General features: G+C 72.0%; 19 protein-coding genes. 8 read left to right on the forward strand and 11 right to left on the reverse strand.

The genetic code is table 11. The annotated features are described in order from the left end of the window. Window positions 1-167: 167 nt before the first annotated feature. The 5 genes from H4W31_RS11310 to H4W31_RS11330 all read right to left on the reverse strand — a co-directional run bounded on the left by H4W31_RS11310 (window position 168) and on the right by H4W31_RS11330 (window position 5,167). Window positions 168-1,538, reverse strand: coding sequence for a sialidase family protein (locus H4W31_RS11310; protein ID WP_192766615.1), 1,371 nt, complete (start codon window positions 1,536-1,538; stop codon window positions 168-170). Further along, window positions 1,531-2,034: a sigma-70 family RNA polymerase sigma factor gene (locus H4W31_RS11315; RefSeq protein WP_192766616.1), complete on the reverse strand. Its 504-nt coding sequence runs from the start codon at window positions 2,032-2,034 to the stop codon at window positions 1,531-1,533. Before H4W31_RS11315 ends, H4W31_RS11310 begins: the two co-directional genes overlap by 8 nt. A 108-nt stretch (window positions 2,035-2,142) precedes the next feature. Next, the gene (gene nagA / locus H4W31_RS11320) at window positions 2,143-3,264 is read right to left on the reverse strand and encodes an N-acetylglucosamine-6-phosphate deacetylase (RefSeq protein WP_192766617.1); all 1,122 of its coding nucleotides are present in this window, start codon (window positions 3,262-3,264) and stop codon (window positions 2,143-2,145) included. Further along, a complete protein-coding gene (locus H4W31_RS11325) occupies window positions 3,261-4,169 on the reverse strand; it encodes an ROK family protein (protein WP_318783728.1) in 909 nt (302 codons plus the stop codon). Before H4W31_RS11325 ends, nagA begins: the two co-directional genes overlap by 4 nt. 68 nt (window positions 4,170-4,237) lie before the next feature. Further along, window positions 4,238-5,167: an SIS domain-containing protein gene (locus tag H4W31_RS11330; RefSeq protein WP_192766618.1), complete on the reverse strand. Its 930-nt coding sequence runs from the start codon at window positions 5,165-5,167 to the stop codon at window positions 4,238-4,240. 226 nt (window positions 5,168-5,393) lie between these two features. Here H4W31_RS11330 and H4W31_RS11335 point away from each other — a divergent pair, with 226 nt between their 5' ends. The 4 genes from H4W31_RS11335 to H4W31_RS11350 all read left to right on the forward strand — a co-directional run bounded on the left by H4W31_RS11335 (window position 5,394) and on the right by H4W31_RS11350 (window position 8,956). Further along, window positions 5,394-6,179: a DeoR/GlpR family DNA-binding transcription regulator gene (locus H4W31_RS11335; RefSeq protein ID WP_192766619.1), complete on the forward strand. Its 786-nt coding sequence runs from the start codon at window positions 5,394-5,396 to the stop codon at window positions 6,177-6,179. A gap of 158 nt (window positions 6,180-6,337) precedes the next feature. Continuing rightward, window positions 6,338-7,357 carry an ATP-binding cassette domain-containing protein gene (locus tag H4W31_RS11340; RefSeq protein WP_192766620.1) on the forward strand — a complete coding sequence of 340 codons (1,020 nt, stop codon included), beginning with the start codon at window positions 6,338-6,340 and terminating at the stop codon, window positions 7,355-7,357. Beyond that, window positions 7,354-8,370: an ABC transporter permease subunit gene (locus H4W31_RS11345; RefSeq protein WP_192766621.1), complete on the forward strand. Its 1,017-nt coding sequence runs from the start codon at window positions 7,354-7,356 to the stop codon at window positions 8,368-8,370. Before H4W31_RS11340 ends, H4W31_RS11345 begins: the two co-directional genes overlap by 4 nt. Before the next feature lie 187 nt (window positions 8,371-8,557). Next, window positions 8,558-8,956, forward strand: a complete 399-nt coding sequence (locus H4W31_RS11350) for a DUF3263 domain-containing protein (protein ID WP_192766622.1) — start codon at window positions 8,558-8,560, stop codon at window positions 8,954-8,956. Window positions 8,957-8,980: 24 nt separating this feature from the next. Here H4W31_RS11350 and H4W31_RS11355 read toward each other — a convergent pair whose 3' ends face one another. Then, on the reverse strand, window positions 8,981-9,193 hold the full coding sequence (locus tag H4W31_RS11355; protein WP_192766623.1) for a hypothetical protein: 213 nt from the start codon (window positions 9,191-9,193) through the stop codon (window positions 8,981-8,983). Window positions 9,194-9,446: 253 nt separating this feature from the next. Between H4W31_RS11355 and H4W31_RS11360 the strand changes: the two genes are divergently transcribed. The 4 genes from H4W31_RS11360 to H4W31_RS11375 all read left to right on the forward strand — a co-directional run bounded on the left by H4W31_RS11360 (window position 9,447) and on the right by H4W31_RS11375 (window position 12,473). After that, a complete protein-coding gene (locus H4W31_RS11360; RefSeq protein WP_225945484.1) occupies window positions 9,447-10,286 on the forward strand; it encodes a hypothetical protein in 840 nt (279 codons plus the stop codon). A 144-nt stretch (window positions 10,287-10,430) separates the two neighbouring features. Beyond that, window positions 10,431-11,027: a DUF4291 domain-containing protein gene (locus H4W31_RS11365; RefSeq protein WP_192766624.1), complete on the forward strand. Its 597-nt coding sequence runs from the start codon at window positions 10,431-10,433 to the stop codon at window positions 11,025-11,027. A gap of 242 nt (window positions 11,028-11,269) precedes the next feature. After that, window positions 11,270-11,788 (forward strand): GNAT family N-acetyltransferase, encoded by a 519-nt coding sequence (locus H4W31_RS11370; RefSeq protein WP_192766625.1) that lies wholly within the window; start codon window positions 11,270-11,272, stop codon window positions 11,786-11,788. Window positions 11,789-11,942: 154 nt separating this feature from the next. After that, a complete protein-coding gene (locus tag H4W31_RS11375) occupies window positions 11,943-12,473 on the forward strand; it encodes a MauE/DoxX family redox-associated membrane protein (protein WP_192766626.1) in 531 nt (176 codons plus the stop codon). A gap of 43 nt (window positions 12,474-12,516) precedes the next feature. Here H4W31_RS11375 and H4W31_RS11380 read toward each other — a convergent pair whose 3' ends face one another. The 5 genes from H4W31_RS11380 to H4W31_RS11400 all read right to left on the reverse strand — a co-directional run bounded on the left by H4W31_RS11380 (window position 12,517) and on the right by H4W31_RS11400 (window position 17,258). Beyond that, window positions 12,517-13,104 carry a TetR/AcrR family transcriptional regulator gene (locus tag H4W31_RS11380; RefSeq protein ID WP_192766627.1) on the reverse strand — a complete coding sequence of 196 codons (588 nt, stop codon included), beginning with the start codon at window positions 13,102-13,104 and terminating at the stop codon, window positions 12,517-12,519. A gap of 93 nt (window positions 13,105-13,197) precedes the next feature. After that, window positions 13,198-15,477, reverse strand: a complete 2,280-nt coding sequence (locus tag H4W31_RS11385; RefSeq protein WP_192766628.1) for an AAA family ATPase — start codon at window positions 15,475-15,477, stop codon at window positions 13,198-13,200. Between the two features lie 56 nt (window positions 15,478-15,533). Further along, on the reverse strand, window positions 15,534-15,953 hold the full coding sequence (locus H4W31_RS11390; protein WP_192766629.1) for a hypothetical protein: 420 nt from the start codon (window positions 15,951-15,953) through the stop codon (window positions 15,534-15,536). Window positions 15,954-16,006: 53 nt separating this feature from the next. Continuing rightward, on the reverse strand, window positions 16,007-16,786 hold the full coding sequence (locus H4W31_RS11395; protein ID WP_192766630.1) for a GTP-binding protein: 780 nt from the start codon (window positions 16,784-16,786) through the stop codon (window positions 16,007-16,009). Further along, window positions 16,764-17,258, reverse strand: coding sequence for a DUF742 domain-containing protein (locus H4W31_RS11400; protein ID WP_192766631.1), 495 nt, complete (start codon window positions 17,256-17,258; stop codon window positions 16,764-16,766). The genes H4W31_RS11395 and H4W31_RS11400 overlap by 23 nt, the downstream gene beginning before the upstream one ends. Between the last annotated feature and the right edge of the window lie 47 nt (window positions 17,259-17,305).

The following is a 17,305-nucleotide window of genomic DNA, read 5'->3' on the forward strand; positions in this document are numbered from 1 at the left end:
AGCCGCTGGTAGACCCGATCGTGGCCGATCCGGGCCTGGTTGGACTCCGTCCTCGCGGCCTGACCGGCCCATCCCCCGGCGATCGGGATCCCGCCCCCGACCAGCGGTGCGGCGTCCCCTGGGCAGAGCTGCCCAGGGGACGCCGCAGCATCACAGCGGATCGCCGGTCAGGGCAGGTCGGGCCGGGGGACGTACGTCCAGTTGGCGCCGTCCGGGGAGAGCCAGGCGCTGACCTCGTTGTTGTTGGTCGGGATCGCGTAGCCGCCGCCCGGTAGCGCATAACCCCGGTTGCCGAGCGACGGGCCGACCTTTGTGAAGGTCTGCGCCTGATCGGTGCTCCGGAACGTGGCGGTCGGGCTTTCGATGATCAGCGCCCCGTCGGCGGTCGGCAGCACCGAGAGAGCCGGCCCGTCGAGATCCAGCAACGCCCCGGCCCGCCAGGTCGCCGCACCGTCCGTGCTGACGTGCACCCGTACGCTGTCGCCGCGCTTCTCGGTCGCGTAGACGGTTTCGCCGTCTGCGGTCGCCAACCGAACGTCGTCGAGCCCGCCGGCGCCACCCTCTTCCCCGGCGATCGTCTCGGGAAGCCGGTGCGTGTCCCAGGTCCGCCCGCCGTCCCGGCTGACCATCACGACGAGCCAGCTGTCGAGATCGAAGCTCGTCGGCAGCGGGCTCGGCATGGGGGCGAACTCGACGGCGAGTCTCCAGATGCCGGCGCTGATCGGCACCGTTATTGGCGAGAGGGCCTTCTTTCCCTCAACCAGGCCCGAGGCTTCGCTTCCGGTGCGCACCATGTCGCCGGTCGCCGGGTCGAAGGCTGCCAGAGAATTGTTCTCCGGAAGGAGCGACCAGTCGACAGGCAGCGCGTCGACCTCCCGTACCGTCGGCTGGCGCCAATTGACGCCGCCGTCCGTGCTGGTCCAGTAGGTTGCGGGCGAGTCGGGGTTGCGTCCCAGGCTGTTCCGCGCCACCAGGGTCTTGCCGTGCGCCGCGGCCATCGAGGTGCCCCCCGGCGCGGTAACCAGGCCGGCGGGCATCTTCAGCTTGCGCCAGGTACGTCCACGGTCTGCACTGGTCGCGATCATCCGGGTGCAGTCGGAGCCCTTGCAGTTCTGGTACTCCAGGTAGAGATGGTCGAGGTCACCGGCGATCATCGCGGTCCAGAGCCCGGTGAACGGTGAGTTCCGCTCCGTCGGGTCGTAGTTGCCGGGAGCGACCTCGGCGTAGTTCGGTTGCGGGGCCGGTAGCCGCGAGCCGGGTGCCGGCGGTTGGGTCACCCACGGACCGGCGCCGGCGCTCGGCGTCGGGTTTACCGGTCCAGGTCCACCGCTGCCGGTCAGGGCGATGGTGGTGCCTCCACCGGCGGCGAGTCCGACCGTGACGATGGCGGCCCCGGCCGCGCGGGCGACGCCGCGACGACGGCCGGCTCGCCGCACCACGTCGGCGAAGTGTGGCTTGAAGGCCTGCCGTACGTCGGCGGTGAAGCCCTCGAAGTGGAAGACGCCGGGGTCGACGTCCGCGCGCTCGCGGTCAGGCATGGGTCTTTTCCCTCTCCGTGTCCGTAAGGTGCTCGGCGAGCGCTCGGCGCCCACGGACGAGCCGGGTCTTGACGCTCTCCACGCTGCAACCGAGGACGTTGGCGACCTCGATGACCGGGAGATCTCCGATGTGATGCAGCACGACGGTCTCCCGGATGGCGCGCGGCAGCCGTTGCAGGGCGGCGACGAGCGCGACGTGGTCGGTGGAGATCGCCGGGACCGTGTCGGCCGGCCGGAGCCGGCCCGAGCGGACGACCCGGTCGAACAGCATCCGGCGGCGGTGCCGGGACCGGGCGACGTTCATGGCCACCCGACGCAGCCAGGCCTCCGGATTGGCCACCCCACGCAGTCGGCTCGGCCCGGCCAGCGCCTTGGCGAACGCCTCCTGGACGGCGTCCTGCGCCTCGGCGAAGTCGCCGGTTATCCCATACAGCTGGGCGACCAGTCGACTGGCCGAGGCGGCGTAGATCTCGCGCAGATCCAGTTCCCGGTTCAATGGCACTCCCTGCCTGCGGTCGGTGTCACCAGGTACGACTCCCCGGGGAGCCGTCAGGTGACATCGGCGCCGGCGGACCCGGCGCCACCGTCCGCGACGAGGGCGGCGCTATTCGACCCAGGTACCGGCGCGCATCACCCGGGTCACGTTCAGGTCGTCGTCGAGTACCACCAGGTCGGCCCGCCAGCCGGGCATCAGGGCGCCGACCCGGTCGCCGAGCCCGATCGCCCGAGCCGGCGTGGTGGCGGCCATCCGGCAGGCGTCCACCATCGGAATGCCCGCCGTCACCGCCTGACGCAGCGCGGCATCCATCGTGAGGGTGCTGCCGGCGATCGCCCCCGGTGAGGAGTCCGACGTGGCCAGTCGGACGGTACCGTCGGCGACCACCACCGGCTGTCCACCCAACTCGTACTCGCCGTCCGGCATCCCGGCCGCGGCCATCGCGTCGGTGATCAGCGCGGCCCGGTCGGCACCGGCCACCCCGGCCGCGAAGGCGAGTGTTCCCTGGTGCAGGTGCACCCCGTCGGCGACCAGTTCACAGACCACATTGGGCGAACCGAGCAGTGCGAACACCGGACCCGGCTCCCGGTGGTGCGGGCCGCGCATGCCGTTGAACAGGTGGGTGGCCACGGTCGCGCCGGCAATCACCCCGGCGGTGGTCTCCTCGTACGTGGCGTCGGTGTGGCCGAGCGCCGCCACCACCCGCCGGGAGACGAGGAGTTCGATCGCGGCCAGCGCGCCCGGCAGTTCCGGGGCGAGGGTCACCATCCGGACGGTCCCGTCGCCGAGCGCGAGCAGTTCGGACAGCTCGTCGAGGGACGGGGCACGGAGGAACTCCGGGTTCTGCGCACCGCAGCGCACCGCCGACAGGTACGGCCCCTCGTAGTGGACGCCGGCCAGCACGCCCTCCTTGACCAGCGGGGCGTACGCCGCCGTAGCGTCCCGGATCAGCTCGTACGGCGAACTGACCAGGCTGGCCAACAGGCTGGTGGTGCCGTGGGCGAGATGGAACGCCGCGGCGCCCCGGGCCGAGTCGGCGTCGCCGGTGGTGAAGGTGTGCCCGCCGCCGCCGTGGGTGTGCATGTCCACGAAACCGGGGACGATCCAGTGGCCGTCCCGGATCGACGGGTACTCGGCGACGGCGGAGATCCGTTCGCCGTCGAGTTCCACGCAACCCTGCCGGACGATCCCGGTCGGAGTCACCACCTTGCCAACAACCCGCACGGTCACAGTGTCTCCAGGGTGTCGAGGGCGAGCAGGGCGGCGCCGAGGCAGCCGGCCTCGTCGCCGAGCGCCGCGCGCACCAGTCTGGGTTCGGTCTGGAAGGTCAGGCGCTGCCGTAGGGCGACCCCGAGCGGGTCGAGCAGGTCGGCGCCGGCCTCGGCCAGCCCGCCGCCGAGCACGATGACCTCGGTGTCGTACAGCGCCTGGGCGATGACGAGCCCGTCGGCCAGGGCCTCGATCGTCTCCCGCCACACCCGGCCGGCGGTTACCTCGCCGCCGGTCGCCCGGGTCACCACGTCGGCGGCGGTCGCGGAGATTCCGGCCAGTGCGGTGTAGCGCCGTCCGACGGCGGCTGCCGAGGCCACCGCCTCCAGGCAGCCGACCCGGCCGCAGCCGCAGCGGGGCCCCTCCGGGCGTACGACGATGTGGCCCAGTTCGCCGGCGGCGCCGTGTGCGCCCGCGAAGGCCGACCCGTCGATCACCTGCGCGGCGGCGATTCCGGTACCGATCGCGACGAAGAGCACGTGTCGGGTGCCCCGGCCGGCACCGAGCCGGGCCTCCGCGACCCCGCCGGCCCGTACGTCGTGGCCGAGCGCCGCCGGCAGGCCGAGCCGCGTCTGGACCAGTTCCCGCAGGGGTACGTCCCGGAAGCCCAGGTTCGCCGACCAGACCGCGCTGCCGGTGGTCTCGTCGACCACTCCGGGAACGGCCAGGCCGACCGCGACCGGGGTCAGTCCGCCGGCTCGGGCCTTTCCGACGAGTCCTTCGGCGACGTCGAGGATGGACTCGACCACGGCCGCCGGGCCGCGCTCGGCCCGGGTGTGGTGCCGCTCGGCGAGTTCGGTCGTACCGTCCGGCCGGATCAGGGCGCACTTCATCCCGGTTCCGCCGACGTCGAGCGCGACGACCACCTCGCCGGTCCGCTCACCGCCCCCGGTGACCGGACCGGCGCCGTCGGTGTCCGGTGGGACGGCCTTGGTCACGCCAGCACCACGGACCGGCTCAGGTGCCGGGGCGCGTCCGGGTCCAGCCCGCGTCCGATGGCGAGGGCCACCGCGAAGCGCTGGGCGAGGATCAGGTCGGCCATCGGGTCCAGCGGCGGCCGGCCGGTGGCCCAGCCGCCGATCACCGCGTGTACGCCGTTGGTCCGGCTGTGCACGAACGCCGCCCCGGTCGCCGAGATGTCCTCGGCCAGCCCGTCCGGGATCTCGCCGAACGCCCAGACCACCCGGCCCGGCGCGGCGATCGAGATCGGCCCGTGCCGGTAGTCCATCGCCGGGTACGCCTCGGCCCAGGCGGTGGCCGCCTCGCGGCACTTGAGGGCGGCCTCGTAGGCGATGCCGACGGTCCAGCCCCGGCCGAGGAAGGTGATCTGCTCGACCCGGGCCGGGTCGAACGGCAGCGGGGCGCGCACCGCCACCTCCGCGTCGGCGGCCAGGGCGGTGATGTCGGTGCCGAGGTGGGCCCGGAGCAGCGCGAGGGCGCTGGTCGCGAAGCGGGTCTGCACCACGGACCGTTCGTCGGCGAACGGCATCGCCACGGTGTCCCCGGCGACGGCCACGGCGGGGGAGTCGGGGTCGCCGACGATCACGGTGGTCGGCCGCCGTCCGGCCAGCGCACCGAGTACGTCGAGGACCTCGGTGGTGGTGCCGGACCGGGTGATCGCCACCACCCGGTCGTACCGGCGGTCGAGCGGGAACTCGGAGGCCTGGAAGGCGTCGGTCTCGCCCTGGCCGGCGCGTTCGCGCAGCGTGGCGTACGCCATTGCCATGAACCAGGAGGTACCGCAGCCGATCACCGCGACCCGCTCACCGGGACGGGGTAGCACAGCGGTGGACTCGGCGGCCAGTGCGGCGGCCTGTCGCCAGCATTCGGGCTGACTGCTGATCTCCGCGTCGACGTGCCCCATCGCAGCTCCTCGCGGGCGAAATGTCCCGCACCGACAGGGCACCGCTGGGCGCGGTACGGCCTGCGCAATACGGCTCAATTTGACGGTCTTTCGCGCGCCATTCTGCGCGAAAAACGGTGCTTGTGGCAACCGCGCGCAGCTTCGAGCAGAGTGGAGTTTTGCGGCCGGGCGTTTCGCGCACTATTGTGCACGCAATTCGTCACCGTACGCACCTGGAGGGTTCGCGGTGGACCGGTACGCGAGATGGAACGCCCTGCTCGAACTGCTGACCGACTCGGGCCGGGTCAGCGTGGAGGACGCGGCGGCCCGCCTGGACGTCTCGCAGGCCACCATCCGGCGTGACTTCGACCAGCTCGCCCAACAGCAGATGATCACGCGTACCCGGGGCGGGGCGGTGGCCAACGGCGTCTCGTACGACCTGCCGCTGCGTTACAAGACGGCCAAGCACTCGGCCGAGAAGCAGCGGATCGGCACCGCCGCCGCCGCGCTGGTCTCCCCGGGCACGGTGGTCGGGCTCAACGGCGGCACCACGACCACCGAGGTGGCCCGGGCGCTCGCCGTCCGGCCGGACCTGAACAGCAGCGCCGACGGTGCCCAGCTGACCGTGGTGACGAACGCGCTGAACATCGCCAACGAGTTGCTGGTCCGGTCCCGGATGAAGATCGTGGTGGCCGGCGGGGTGGTCCGGCCGCAGTCGTTCGAGCTGGTCGGCCCGCTGGGCGGGGCCCTGCTCCGCGAGGTCACCCTGGACGTGGCGCTGCTCGGGGTGGACGCCATCGACGTACAGCTCGGTGCGGCGGCGCACCACGAGGGCGAGGCGTCGATGAACAACCTGATGGTCGCCCGCGCGAAGCGGGTCGTCATCATCGCCGACTCGTCCAAGCTCGGCGGGCACGCCTTCGCCCGGATCTGCCCGATCGAGCGGATCGAAACCCTGGTCACCGACTCCGGCGCCGACCCGGCGATCGTGCAGTCGTTCCGGGACGCGGGCCTCACCGTCGTCTGCGCCTGAGGTGTTAGGAAGGGCCCCTTCCTATCGCTTTCTGTAGAAGAAGGGCCCCTTCCTAACACCTCAGACCTCTTTCGACGCGCCGGTAGCGCGTATAACGCGGTAGCACGCAAAGCGGTGGTACGGTGTCGGCGATATCGGACATTAGGAGAGAGGCCGATATGGCTGCCGTACTTGAGATCGAGGGTCTGCAGAAGACCTACCGGAGCAGACGTCGGGGGACCCGGCGTGCGCTGGACGGCTTCGACATGCGGGTCGAGGCGGGCCAGGTGCACGGCTTCCTCGGCCCGAACGGGTCGGGCAAGACCACCACGCTGCGTACCCTGCTCGGGCTGATCCGCCCGAACGGCGGCCGGATGGCGATCCTCGGTCAGGAGGTGCCGGCGGCGCTGCCCAGGGTCGCCCGCCAGGTCGGCGCGATCGTGGAGAGCCCGCAGTTCTTTCCGCACTTCTCCGCCCGGGACACCCTGTCGTTGCTGACCGGTGCCGGCGGGGTACCCGAGCGTCGGGTGACGGAGGTACTGGAACTGGTCGGCCTGCGGGAACGGGCCAAGGACCGGGTCAAGACCTACTCGCTGGGGATGAAGCAGCGGCTCGCCGTCGCCTCCGCCCTGCTGAAGGAGCCGAAGCTCCTGATCCTCGACGAGCCGGCCAACGGGCTCGACCCGGGCGGCATCCGGGAGATGCGTACGCTGATGCGCAACCTCTCCGCCTCGGGGATGACCGTGGTGCTCTCCAGCCACATCCTCGGCGAGGTGCAGCTGATCTGCGACTCCGTCACCATCATCTCGCTGGGACGCCGGGTCGCCTTCGGACCGGTCTCCGCGGTGCTGGCCCAGCACTCCGGTGGTGGGCTGCGGGTCCGGCTGGAGGCGGTCACCGACCTGCCGGTCGCCGCCGACCTGCTCACCCGGTCCGGCGTACGGGTCACTCCGCAGGACGACCACCTGCTGGTGTACGGCGTGGACAAGCCGTCCGCCGTCACCCGTACGCTCGCCGGCGCCGACCTGTTCGTCAGCGAGCTGGCCCCGGTCGAGGTCGACCTGGAGAGCGTCTTCCTGGAACTGACCGGCACCGCTCCGGTACCCGGCCAGCACCGTCAGGTGGACCAGTCCGTGGTGCTCGGCGAACGGACCGGCTCCGCCCCGTCCGACTCGGCCGCCGGGGGGTGGGGGGTGTGAACCTCTACACCACGGAACTGCGCCGGCTCCGCAAGCGGCGGTTCGTCCGCTACCTGACCCTGGCCGGGCTGCTGGTGCTGATCGCCGTCGCGGTCGGCATGTTCTTCACCAACCAGAAGGTCGGGCCCGCCCAGCTCGCCGCGGCGGAACGGGCGGCGGACCGGGAGTACGAGCAGAACCTCACCTTCACCCGGCAGCACCGGGCGGAGTGCGACAAGGCGAAGGCGGCCGGGAACGCCCCCGAGGGTGCGTTCCCCGAGGACTGTTCGCTGATCCAGCCGCCACCCCGGGAGATGTTCCAGGCCCAGTGGCACCTGCCGGCCACCTTCGAGTTCCGCAAGGAGTTCGGGGGCACCGTCACCACGCTCACCGCCGTACTCGCCCTGGTCGCGTTCATCGGCGGTGCCTCCTTCGTGGGCGCCGAGTGGAGTACCGGCGGCATGATGAACCTGCTGCTCTGGCGACCGCAGCGGATCAGGGTGCTGCTGACCAAGCTCGGCGCGCTGCTCTCCGCCGTGTGCGGCGTGACCGTGGTAGCCGCGGCGGTCTGGACGGCGTCGTTCTGGGCGACCGCCACCTACCGGGGCAGCACCGAGCGGATGACCTCCGGGGTCTGGCAGTCGTTCGGCCTGACCGGACTGCGGGGCCTGATCCTGGTACTGGTGGCCGGGGCACTCGGGTTCGGGTTGGCCTCGCTGGGCCGGCACACCGCACTCGCCCTCGGCGGGGTGCTCGGGGTGATGGTGGTCGGGCAGTTCGGCCTGGGCATCGTGCTGGACATGGCCCAGGTCAGGTTCGTCGAGATCTGGCTGCTGCCGACGTACCTGCTGGCCTGGATGAACAAGAAGGTCACGTTGCAGGACTACGACGCCTGCCAGGCGTCGTTCACCGGTGAGTGTCGACCGGCGACGTTCGACGTCACCTGGCAGAGCTCGTCGATCCTGCTCGCCGTCTCCCTGGTGCTGGTGCTCGGGGCCGCGATCTGGTCGATGCGCCGCCGGGACATCACCTGAGCCACGGCGGTATCCGGGGGGGTGGTGGTGTCGGGGGCGGCGGCCGGGGGGCGCCGTCCCCGACTTCCGTCTTCGCGGCGGGTGTCGAGCGGGCGCCCGCGAAGTGGCGGCCGGTGCGGTCTTGACGGGTCGTCGGTAGGCTGGTGAGCCTGTTCGCAGGTCGTGCCATCCAGCCCGGAGGAGCATCATGAGGAACGCCTCTGCTCCGGCCGACGACGAAGCGGGCGGCGCCGCCACCGAGGTCGGCCGCCCGGATCGGGGCAGCTACGTACCGCAGCCCCGCTCGGCACCCGCCGCCGATTCGGACGATGCGCCCGAGGCTCCCGAACCGCCCGCGCCGACGTCGCCCGCCGACCCCGCACTCTCCGATCGGGAGCGGGAGATCCTGGCCTTCGAGCAGCGCTGGTGGAAACACGCGGGTGCGAAGGAACAGGCGATCCGGGACGCTTTCGATATCTCCTCGACCCGGTACTACCAACTCCTCAACGGACTGCTCGACAACCCGGCCGCGCTGGCCGCCGAGCCGATGCTGGTTGCCCGGCTGCGCCGGCTGCGGGCGGCCCGGAGCCGCAACCGCCGCCGCTGAGCAGCCAGAACGCCGGCAACCGGGTCACTTCTCGTAGGTGCGCAGCCCGTTGCCCAGCGAGATGAAGGTGGGCGCCCACTCGCCGATGAAGATCCCCCACCGGTCGGCCCGGTCGATCCCGGCGCTCTCCATCTGTTTCGACAGCATCCAGCTCAGGAACGACAGCCCGATGCTGGCAACGCCGGCCATGTACATGTGGTCGGCCCGCAGGCCCATCCGATGCATGTGCTCCAACATTTGCGTTCCCCCCTCGCGAAAGCTCCCCGCAGCCGACGCTACCGCCCAGCTCAGCCGGGGGGTGCGAGGTTTCCCGGATGCGGTCGACGCGATCGGGCGACCCGGCCGGCGTGACTTGCGGGGGATGCCGACGGGCAGCGCGATTCGGGGTGGACCGGAGGTCGGTTCGCGGTAGACAGGAGGATGACCGACCCGTCACACCGCCGGGAGCCGCCATGACAGTGCCGGGCCTCGACCAGCCGGGACCGGGTCGATGATGCGGGTGTGCTCGGCCTCCGAGCCGGCGCCCGGCCGCCCCGACAACGAGGACCAGGTCTTCCGGTACGGGGAACTGGTCGGCGTACTCGACGGCGCGACGGTGCCGGACGGCTTCGACACCGGCTGCGTACACGGACCGGTCTGGTACGTCCGGCAGCTCGCCGCGCGGATCGGCCTGGCCGCCGCGGACCGTCCCGCCGCCGCGCTGACCGGCAACCTGGCCGCCGCGATTCTGGCGGTACGCGCCGACCACGGCGGCAGGTGCGACCTGGACCATCCGGGAACCCCGTCGGCGACGGTCTGCCTGCTGCGGTACGGCGGGGACCACGTCGACTACCTGGTGCTCTGCGACAGCCCTCTGGTGCTCGATCTCGGCGAGCGGGTACGGGTGATCTCCGACGACCGGTTGCGGACAGCAATGGCCGACCTGCGGCAGAAGGCGCTGACGGTGACCGGTACGGGCGGCGAACCGGACGACCAGGCGACCCGGTTCCGCCGCGCGGTGGCGCTGCAACGGGAGCAGATGAACCAGACGCACGGGTACTGGGTCGCCGCCGCGAATCCCGACGCGGCGTACCACGCGGTCGCCGGCAGCCTGCCGCTGGACGGACCGGACCGGGTCCGCCGGGCCGCGCTGCTCACCGACGGTGCCTCGATCGCGGTCGAGCAGTTCGGCCTCTTCGACTGGCGCGGCCTGCTCGACGTGCTCAGCGAGGCCGGGCCGGGCGAACTGATCCGACGGGTCCGGCTCGCCGAGGCCGGCGACGGCCAGCGCCGTTCCGGCTTCAAGCGGTACGACGACGCGACCGCCGTGCTGTGCGGCTTCGAGGACTGAGCGACTCCGGCCGGTTCGAGGACTGAGCGGCTCCGGCCGGTTCGAGGACTGCGCGACTCCGGCCGGTTCGAGGACTGCGCGACTCCGGCCGACCGGACGGAAACGTGCTGGTGGTTCTCCGGGCGACCAGCGAAGATCGGGTTCGTGTCAGTTCCGCAGCGGCAGGTCCGAGCCTCCTACACCGACGAGACGATCACGGTCTACCAGGCGTACCCGCCGTCGATCGCCCGGCCGGCGCTGGCGAACGACCGCTTCGTGGCGCCGTTCAAGCGGGAGCGGATGACCTGGGTCAAGCCGTCCTTCCTCTGGATGATGTACCGGTGCGGGTGGGCCAGCAAGCCCGATCAGGAGCAGGTGCTGGCGGTCGAGATCAGCCGCACCGGGTTCGAGTGGGCGCTGCGCCGGGCCTGCCTGAGCCACTACGACGCTGACCGGCACGAGAGCCGTACGGCCTGGGCCGGACAGCTCAAGGCAAGTCCGGTACGCGTGCAGTGGGACCCGGAACGCTCGCTGGACCTGCGACCGTTGTCCCACCGGTCGTTGCAGGTCGGCCTGAGCGGCGAGGCCGTCGGGCGGTACGTCGACGAGTGGATCGTCGGCATCGACGACGTCACGCCGACCGCGTACGCGATCCGGGAGCGGCTGCGGGACGGCGACCGGGCTGGCGCCACCGCGCTGCTCCCCGCCGAGCGGCCGTACCCGCTGCCGGCGGAGATCGCGACGAGCATCAGCGCTGGGTGATCGGATCGGCGCGGAACGGCGGCGAGTCTGACCGACGGGACTCTCGCCTGCCGAAAGGCGGCCAGGGCGCTCCGGCCGGGGCTGTCGACGGCACCGCCGGCCTCGGCGGGGAACCGGCCGGCGCCGTTCCGGCACGACCAGCCAGTCGGTCAGGTGGACACCCGGTCGAAAGGCGTGGCCCGAACGGAGCGGGTCTGCCAAACGGGTGGACGCGGCGCCGGCAGGGCGAGAAACATCGGTTCGTGACCCGTGAGGTCCGGCTGACGCCGGTAGACGAGCAGACTCTGGAGCCATTACTGTCGGTAGCGGTCGCCGAGACCGAGCCCGACGAGGTGATGCCGCCGGTCGTTGCTCCGGCCGGCTGGTCGCAGGCCCGGCGCGACGCGTTCCGGGCGTTCCACCGGGAGAACTACGCCGGGTTGGACGGACCGACCGGCAACCTGATGTACGCGATCGTGCAGGACGGCGACGTGGTCGGGATGGCCCGGCTGGGGCGACGCGCCGAACCGGGCACCCTGGAGACCGGACTGTGGCTCGGCAAGTCGACCCGGGGCCAGGGCATCGGACTGATCGCGTTACGCCTGCTGCTCGCCGAGGCGATCCAGGCCGGGGCCCGGAAGGTGGTGGCCGAGACCCGCGCCGACAATGCTCCGGCGCTCAACCTGCTGCGCCGCTGTGGCGCGGTGCTGGGACCGGACGGTACGGGGGTCCGGGCGGAGATCCGGCTCGGGGTCAACGAGGACGTGGCCGGCGCCTGGTGACGACCTCGCCGGACCCGACGGCAGCGGCCGGCTCTCGCCCGTGGTGCGAGTCCATCGGATCCGCTGGATCGGTCCCGCCGCCCGGGTCTGGTAATTTTGATCACGTGCCCGGCGCCGGGGCCCGCCCGCCCGCCGTGATGCGGGGGTGACGGACGTGGACTACCTCGAAATGGCCTGCCGGGTGCTGCTCGGGGTGGTCTTCCTGGTCTCGGCCGCCAGCAAGCTACGGAACCGTTCGGCGTTCGACGCGTTCGCGGTCGGGCTCCGGGACACCGGCCTGGTCTCCGCCGGCAACACCCGACGGATCGGTGTGCTGACGGTCGCGGCCGAGGTCGGGGTGGTGCTGCTGCTGGCGGTTCCGGCGACCGTACCGATCGGCTATCTGCTGGCCGGGGCGCTGCTGGCGGTGTTCGTCGGAGGCATCGGGCTGATGATGCGCCGGGGGGTCGACGCGACCTGCCCGTGTTTCGGGGTGTCGACCACCCGGCTGGGCGGCCGGCAGGTCATCCGCAACGCGGTGCTGCTGGCCATCGCCGGCACCGGCCTGGTCGCGGCGCTGGCCGGGACGGGAGTCGGCTCCGGTGAGTGGGCCGGTCTGCTGCTGGCGGCCGTCACCGGCGCCGTGGTGGCGCTGATCGTCGTACGGCTCGACGACATCGTCGACCTCTTCGCCTCGACCGCCTAGCGGGATCCGCCCCGCTCCGGCGCCAGCCGATGACCGGCCGGGGCTATTGCCGACGGGCCGCCGGACCCAGTCCCGCGAAGACGATGCCGAGGGTACGACGTTGCAGGTCGGCGTCCCAGCCGCCGAGCAGGGCCCCCTGACAGGTGCTGGCGAGCAGCGCCATGACCTCGGGCAGCCGTACCCGGTCGTCGACGGTGCCGGCGTCCTGTGCCTGCCGCAGCAGTCCGTCGACGGCCTGGGCGAAGACCTGCACCACCTCCGGGACCGTGATGCCGGCGCCCGTCGAGGTGATGAGGTCGACCACCGCCTTCTTCGTCGCGGCCTGCTCGACGAGGCGGCGGAAGAACGTGAACAGCGCGGTGCCGGGATCGCCGCTGCGGCCGAGCGCCTCCACCTCCCGGGCGAGCCGTTCGAGCAGGTTCTTCATGATGGCGGTCAGTAGGTCGTTCTTGGTCGGGAAGTGCCGGAACACGGTGCCGATCGCGACCCCGGCCCGGAGCGCCACCTCTTCGGTCGACGCCGACACCCCGTACTCGGCGAAGACCTGCTCGGCGGCGTCGAGGATCCGTACGCGGTTGCGCTGGGCGTCGGCCCGGATCGGTCGGCCGGTGCCGCTGGTGCCGGGCGTCATCCGGACGGGTCTCCTTCGCCAGGTGCACCGGGACCCGTTCGGTCAAGGTGAGTCACAACTCACTCTATCGCCGGACCGGTCCCGCCGAGGTGCTCAGCGCTGCGCCGCGTACGCCGCCAGCCAGGCGACCTGGCTCGGATCCAGCGAGGGCCGGACCCGGCCCCGGGCGGTCGCCACGTGCGCGGCGCTGACCGTGGTCGCCTCCAACGACTCGCGCATCGCCGCGAGCGCCGCCTCCCGGACCAGCGCCGCGCAGTCGGCGGCGGAGAAGCCGTCCAACTCCTCGGCCAGGGCGGCCAGGTCCACCTCGGCGTCGAGCGGTACCGAGCGGGAGGCCGCGCGGAGGATCTCGGCCCGGGCGGCGGCGTCCGGCGGAGGCACGTAGACGCCGCGCTCCAGCCGGCCGGGCCGGAGCAGTGCCGGATCCACCAGATCCGGCCGGTTCGTCGCGCCGATCACCACCACGTTGCGCAGCGGCTCCACCCCGTCGAGTTCGGTGAGCAGGGCGGCGACCACCCGGTCCGTGGTGCCGCCGTCGGTGGCCTGCCCGCGTATCGGGGCCAGCGCGTCAACCTCGTCGAGGAAGACCAGCGTCGGCGCGGCGTCCCGGGCCCGCCGGAAGAGTTCCCGGACCGCCCGCTCGCTCTCACCCACCCACTTCGACAGCAGCTCCGCGCCCTTGACCGACAACACGTTCGCCCGGCCGGTACCGGCCAGCGCGGTGACCAGGAACGTCTTTCCGCAGCCGGGCGGGCCGTAGAGCAGCACCCCGCGCGGCGGCTGCACGCCGAGCCGGGCGAACGTGTCCGGATAGTTCAGCGGCCACAGCACCGACTCGGTCAGCATCTCCTTGACCTCGACCATGTCGCCCACGTCGTCGAGGGTGACGTCGGCCAACTCCAACATCGAGGACTCGGCCATCGAGGTGGGCCGGACCACCTCCAGCGCCGCCGAGAAGTCGGCCATCGCCACCGTGGGGGCGGTCGCCGCCTTCTGGCGCAGGGCGGCGCGTACCCCGGCCTCCCGGGCCAGCGCGGCCAGGTCGGCGGCGACGAATCCCGGCGTACGGGCGGCCACCTCGTCCAGCCGTACGTCCTCGGCGAGCGGCATTCCCCGGGTCAGCACGGTCAACTGCTCCCGGCGCAGGGCGGCGTCCGGCAGCGGTACCGCGATCTCCAGCGAGAGCAGGTCGGGGGCGCGTAACGACGGGTCCACGGACTCCGGGCGGCTCGTCGTGCAGATCACCGCCGTTCCGGTCCGTACCGCCTCGGTGAGCAGTTGGCGGAAGACCGTACCGATCGGTCCGGGAACGTCGCGTGGGGCGAGCGCCTCGACGTCGGAGACCAGCAGCACCGTCGGCGGGCTGTCCCGCACGGACCGGACGGTCTCCCGGAGCCGGCGGGCGGCGGAGTCGTTGGTCAGCGCGGCGAGTTCGGGCGCCCAGAGCGCGGCCACCCGGGCGCCGACCGAACTGGCGACCGCCTGGACCATGGCGGACTTGCCCGAACCGGCGGGCCCGGTGATCAGTATCCCGAGCGACACCGTGGTACCCAGCCGGCCCAGCACCTCACGGTGGTGGAAGCCGAGGTCCAGCAGCTCGGTGAGCTCCTCCGCCTGCGCCCGCAGGCCGGGCAACTCGTCCAGACCCGGTCCCGGGTCCGGTTCCGGTACGGCCGGAGAGCCGGCCCCGGTCGCCGTCCTGACCTCGGCCGGGCCGGTGCCGTGGGTGAGGTGGCCGTCCTGCCAGCCGACCATGGTGTCCATCGTGACGAGTACGGAGACGGTCTGCTCCGAGCCCGGACCGGTCCTCGGGCCGGCGACGCCGTTACCGGTCGCACCGCCCGGTCCGGCCGCGGACTCCGCCGAGGTGACCGTGAGCAGGGTGCTCGTCCACGCGTAGCCGACGGTGTTGGCCAGACTGCGCCGGGCGGCCTCGACCAGGGTCCGGACCGCCGCCTCCGGAAGTACGTCCTGGGGCAGCAGTGAGACGTCGTCGCCCGTGGTCACCATCTTGCCGAGCAGTGCCAGGCGGAGCATCTCCGGCGAGACGGCGGCGGTGATCTCCGCCGGCCCGGTCAGGATCACCCGCCGGGCGGCCACCACGGGGATGGGCGTCACCGTCACCTGGCTGCCGTCCCGGACACCGAGGTTGCCGAGGATCAGGTCGTCGGCGTAGAGCAGCGCCCGGCTGGTGGTCGGCTCCGCCCGCGCCACGATCCCGGCGGTCGTACGGCGCCCGGTGAGCTGCACCGGATCGCCGGGATGCAGACCCAGCGCGGTCAGCACCTCCGGATGTAGCCGGACGATGCCCCGCCGGGCTTCCAGGGCGGCCGGACGCAGGTTGGCCGTGAGCGTGAGATCCGGACCCGTCACCGGCCGAGAGTACCGGCCGGGAGCCAGCCCCGGCGGCAATGGTGCGGCCCGGCCCGTCAGGGCTGGTGGTCGTCCGGGCCGAGCAGGGACGGGTCCCGCCGGATCAGGTCGGCCAGCCGGGCGGCGGCGTCGGGTGCCGGGGGATCCTCCGGTGCTGCCCAACTCGGCACTGTCTTGACCGACATTGGCCATGAATGCGGAGGCTGGCCGGCGGTCGGCAACGCCGGTTCGGCCGCCGGCCGTACCGTCACCGTTCCGTCCACCCAGGCGACGTGCATGGCCGAGATCTTCGGGCCGTCGGCGACCCACATCGTGACCGCCAACGACGGATGCTCGGCGACAACCCGCTGTACGGCCTCGGTCACCTCGTCGACGGGTGACCCGGCCTGGGCCGCCGCCGCCTCCTGGGCCCGCCGTCGCTGCAACGCCTCGCGACGCTCCATTCGTGCGAGTGCGTCGTCCAGTTCGCCCCTCATGGTGTCACCTTCCCCGGCCCAACCGTCGACCGAATTGGCCGGACCGTCGCGGGCTAAGTCTCCCGCTCCCGGATCGCTCGATCCAGCGCCCGATCCAGCACGATCAGTAGGGCATCGCGGACCGAAAGCCGATCGCGGGCGTCAAACTGGACCAATGGGACATGCTCTCCGATCGCCAACGCCCAACGGATCGCGGTGAGATCGTGTGCGATGTGCCCGTCGAACGCGTTGACCGCGACCACGAACGGTAGCCGGGCACGTTCGAAGTAGTCGATGGCGGGGTAGCAGTCGTCGAGCCGGGAACTGTCCACCACCACCAGGGCACCGAGCGCGCCACGGGCCAGGTCGTCCCACATGAAGCCGAAGCGCGACTGACCCGGCGTACCGAAGAGGTAGAGCTTGAGGCTGCGGTCGATGGTGACGCAGCCGAAGTCCATCGCCACGGTGGTGGTCGTCTTGTCGGAGCGGATTCCGGGGTCGTCGACGCCGATCCCGGCAGTGGTCATCTCCGCCTCGGTGGTCAACGGCGCGATCTCGGAGATCGCGCCGACCGTGGTGGTCTTGCCGACGCCGAAGCCACCCGCGATGAGGATCTTCACCGGGATCGGCGCGCTCGAACCGCGTCGCTGTTCGGACCGGGGTGCCGCCACCGGATCGCCGTCCGACTCGCGGGCGTGGCGTGGCTGTGGACGGGCCGGCTGGGGGTATCCGACCGGCGGTGGCATCCGCCCAGCCGGTACGCCATACCCCGTGCCGTAACGGCCGGGCGCACTGTTGGCCAATGGGCCGGCCGGCGGGGACGTCGGCCAGTCAGGAGATCGCACGAAGTCCATCGATCACTCGCATAATGAGGTCGGGGTCGTGGGCATCCTCGACGTCACAGACGTGTACGTCGAGGTGGCCGGCGGCCCGCAGGTCACCGACCAGGATCTTGGTGACGCCGAGGTGCATCCGGAGCCGTGCGGAGATCTCCGCCACGGACATCGGCTCGGCGCACAAGGCGACGATGTCCTGGAGTTCCGAAGCGAGACGGGTGACTGGCAGGTTGGTCCAGGAACTGCCCTCGTATCTGGCGGTGACCTGGGTCTCCAGACTGATCGCCGGATCGACCCCGGACACCCGCCCGGCGGTGAGTACGAACGGACGTAACCCGGTCGGCACCGGGTCGGACACCGGGATCTCCCCGGTGTCGGCCTCCGGCTCGGGCTCCGGCTCCGGCATCGCGGCCCGGAGGTAGGGCCGGATCCGGACCGTCGGCAGCACATCCGGCTCCGGCTCTGGTTCCGGTTCCGGCAGTTCGGTCATGGCACCTCCTCGCTCCGTCCGCGGGCGTATGGCGATGTCCGGCTGAG

Source organism: Plantactinospora soyae, assembly GCF_014874095.1.
GTDB classification, from domain to species: Bacteria; Actinomycetota; Actinomycetes; order Mycobacteriales; family Micromonosporaceae; genus Plantactinospora; species Plantactinospora soyae.

Bases quoted from the DNA above. Each gene is read 5' to 3' on its own strand.
- H4W31_RS11380 (WP_192766627.1), bottom strand. From the start codon at position 13,104: ATGACGCCCGGCACCAGCGGCACCGGCCGACCGATCCGGGCCGACGCC.
- H4W31_RS11360 (WP_225945484.1), top strand. From the start codon at position 9,447: ATGATGCGGGTGTGCTCGGCCTCCGAGCCGGCGCCCGGCCGCCCCGAC.
- H4W31_RS11310 (WP_192766615.1), bottom strand. From the start codon at position 1,538: ATGCCTGACCGCGAGCGCGCGGACGTCGACCCCGGCGTCTTCCACTTC.
- H4W31_RS11340 (WP_192766620.1), top strand. From the start codon at position 6,338: ATGGCTGCCGTACTTGAGATCGAGGGTCTGCAGAAGACCTACCGGAGC.
- H4W31_RS11355 (WP_192766623.1), bottom strand. From the start codon at position 9,193: ATGTTGGAGCACATGCATCGGATGGGCCTGCGGGCCGACCACATGTAC.
- H4W31_RS11330 (WP_192766618.1), bottom strand. From the start codon at position 5,167: ATGGGGCACGTCGACGCGGAGATCAGCAGTCAGCCCGAATGCTGGCGA.
- H4W31_RS11400 (WP_192766631.1), bottom strand. From the start codon at position 17,258: ATGACCGAACTGCCGGAACCGGAACCAGAGCCGGAGCCGGATGTGCTG.
- H4W31_RS11395 (WP_192766630.1), bottom strand. From the start codon at position 16,786: ATGGACTTCGTGCGATCTCCTGACTGGCCGACGTCCCCGCCGGCCGGC.
- H4W31_RS11390 (WP_192766629.1), bottom strand. From the start codon at position 15,953: ATGAGGGGCGAACTGGACGACGCACTCGCACGAATGGAGCGTCGCGAG.
- H4W31_RS11350 (WP_192766622.1), top strand. From the start codon at position 8,558: ATGAGGAACGCCTCTGCTCCGGCCGACGACGAAGCGGGCGGCGCCGCC.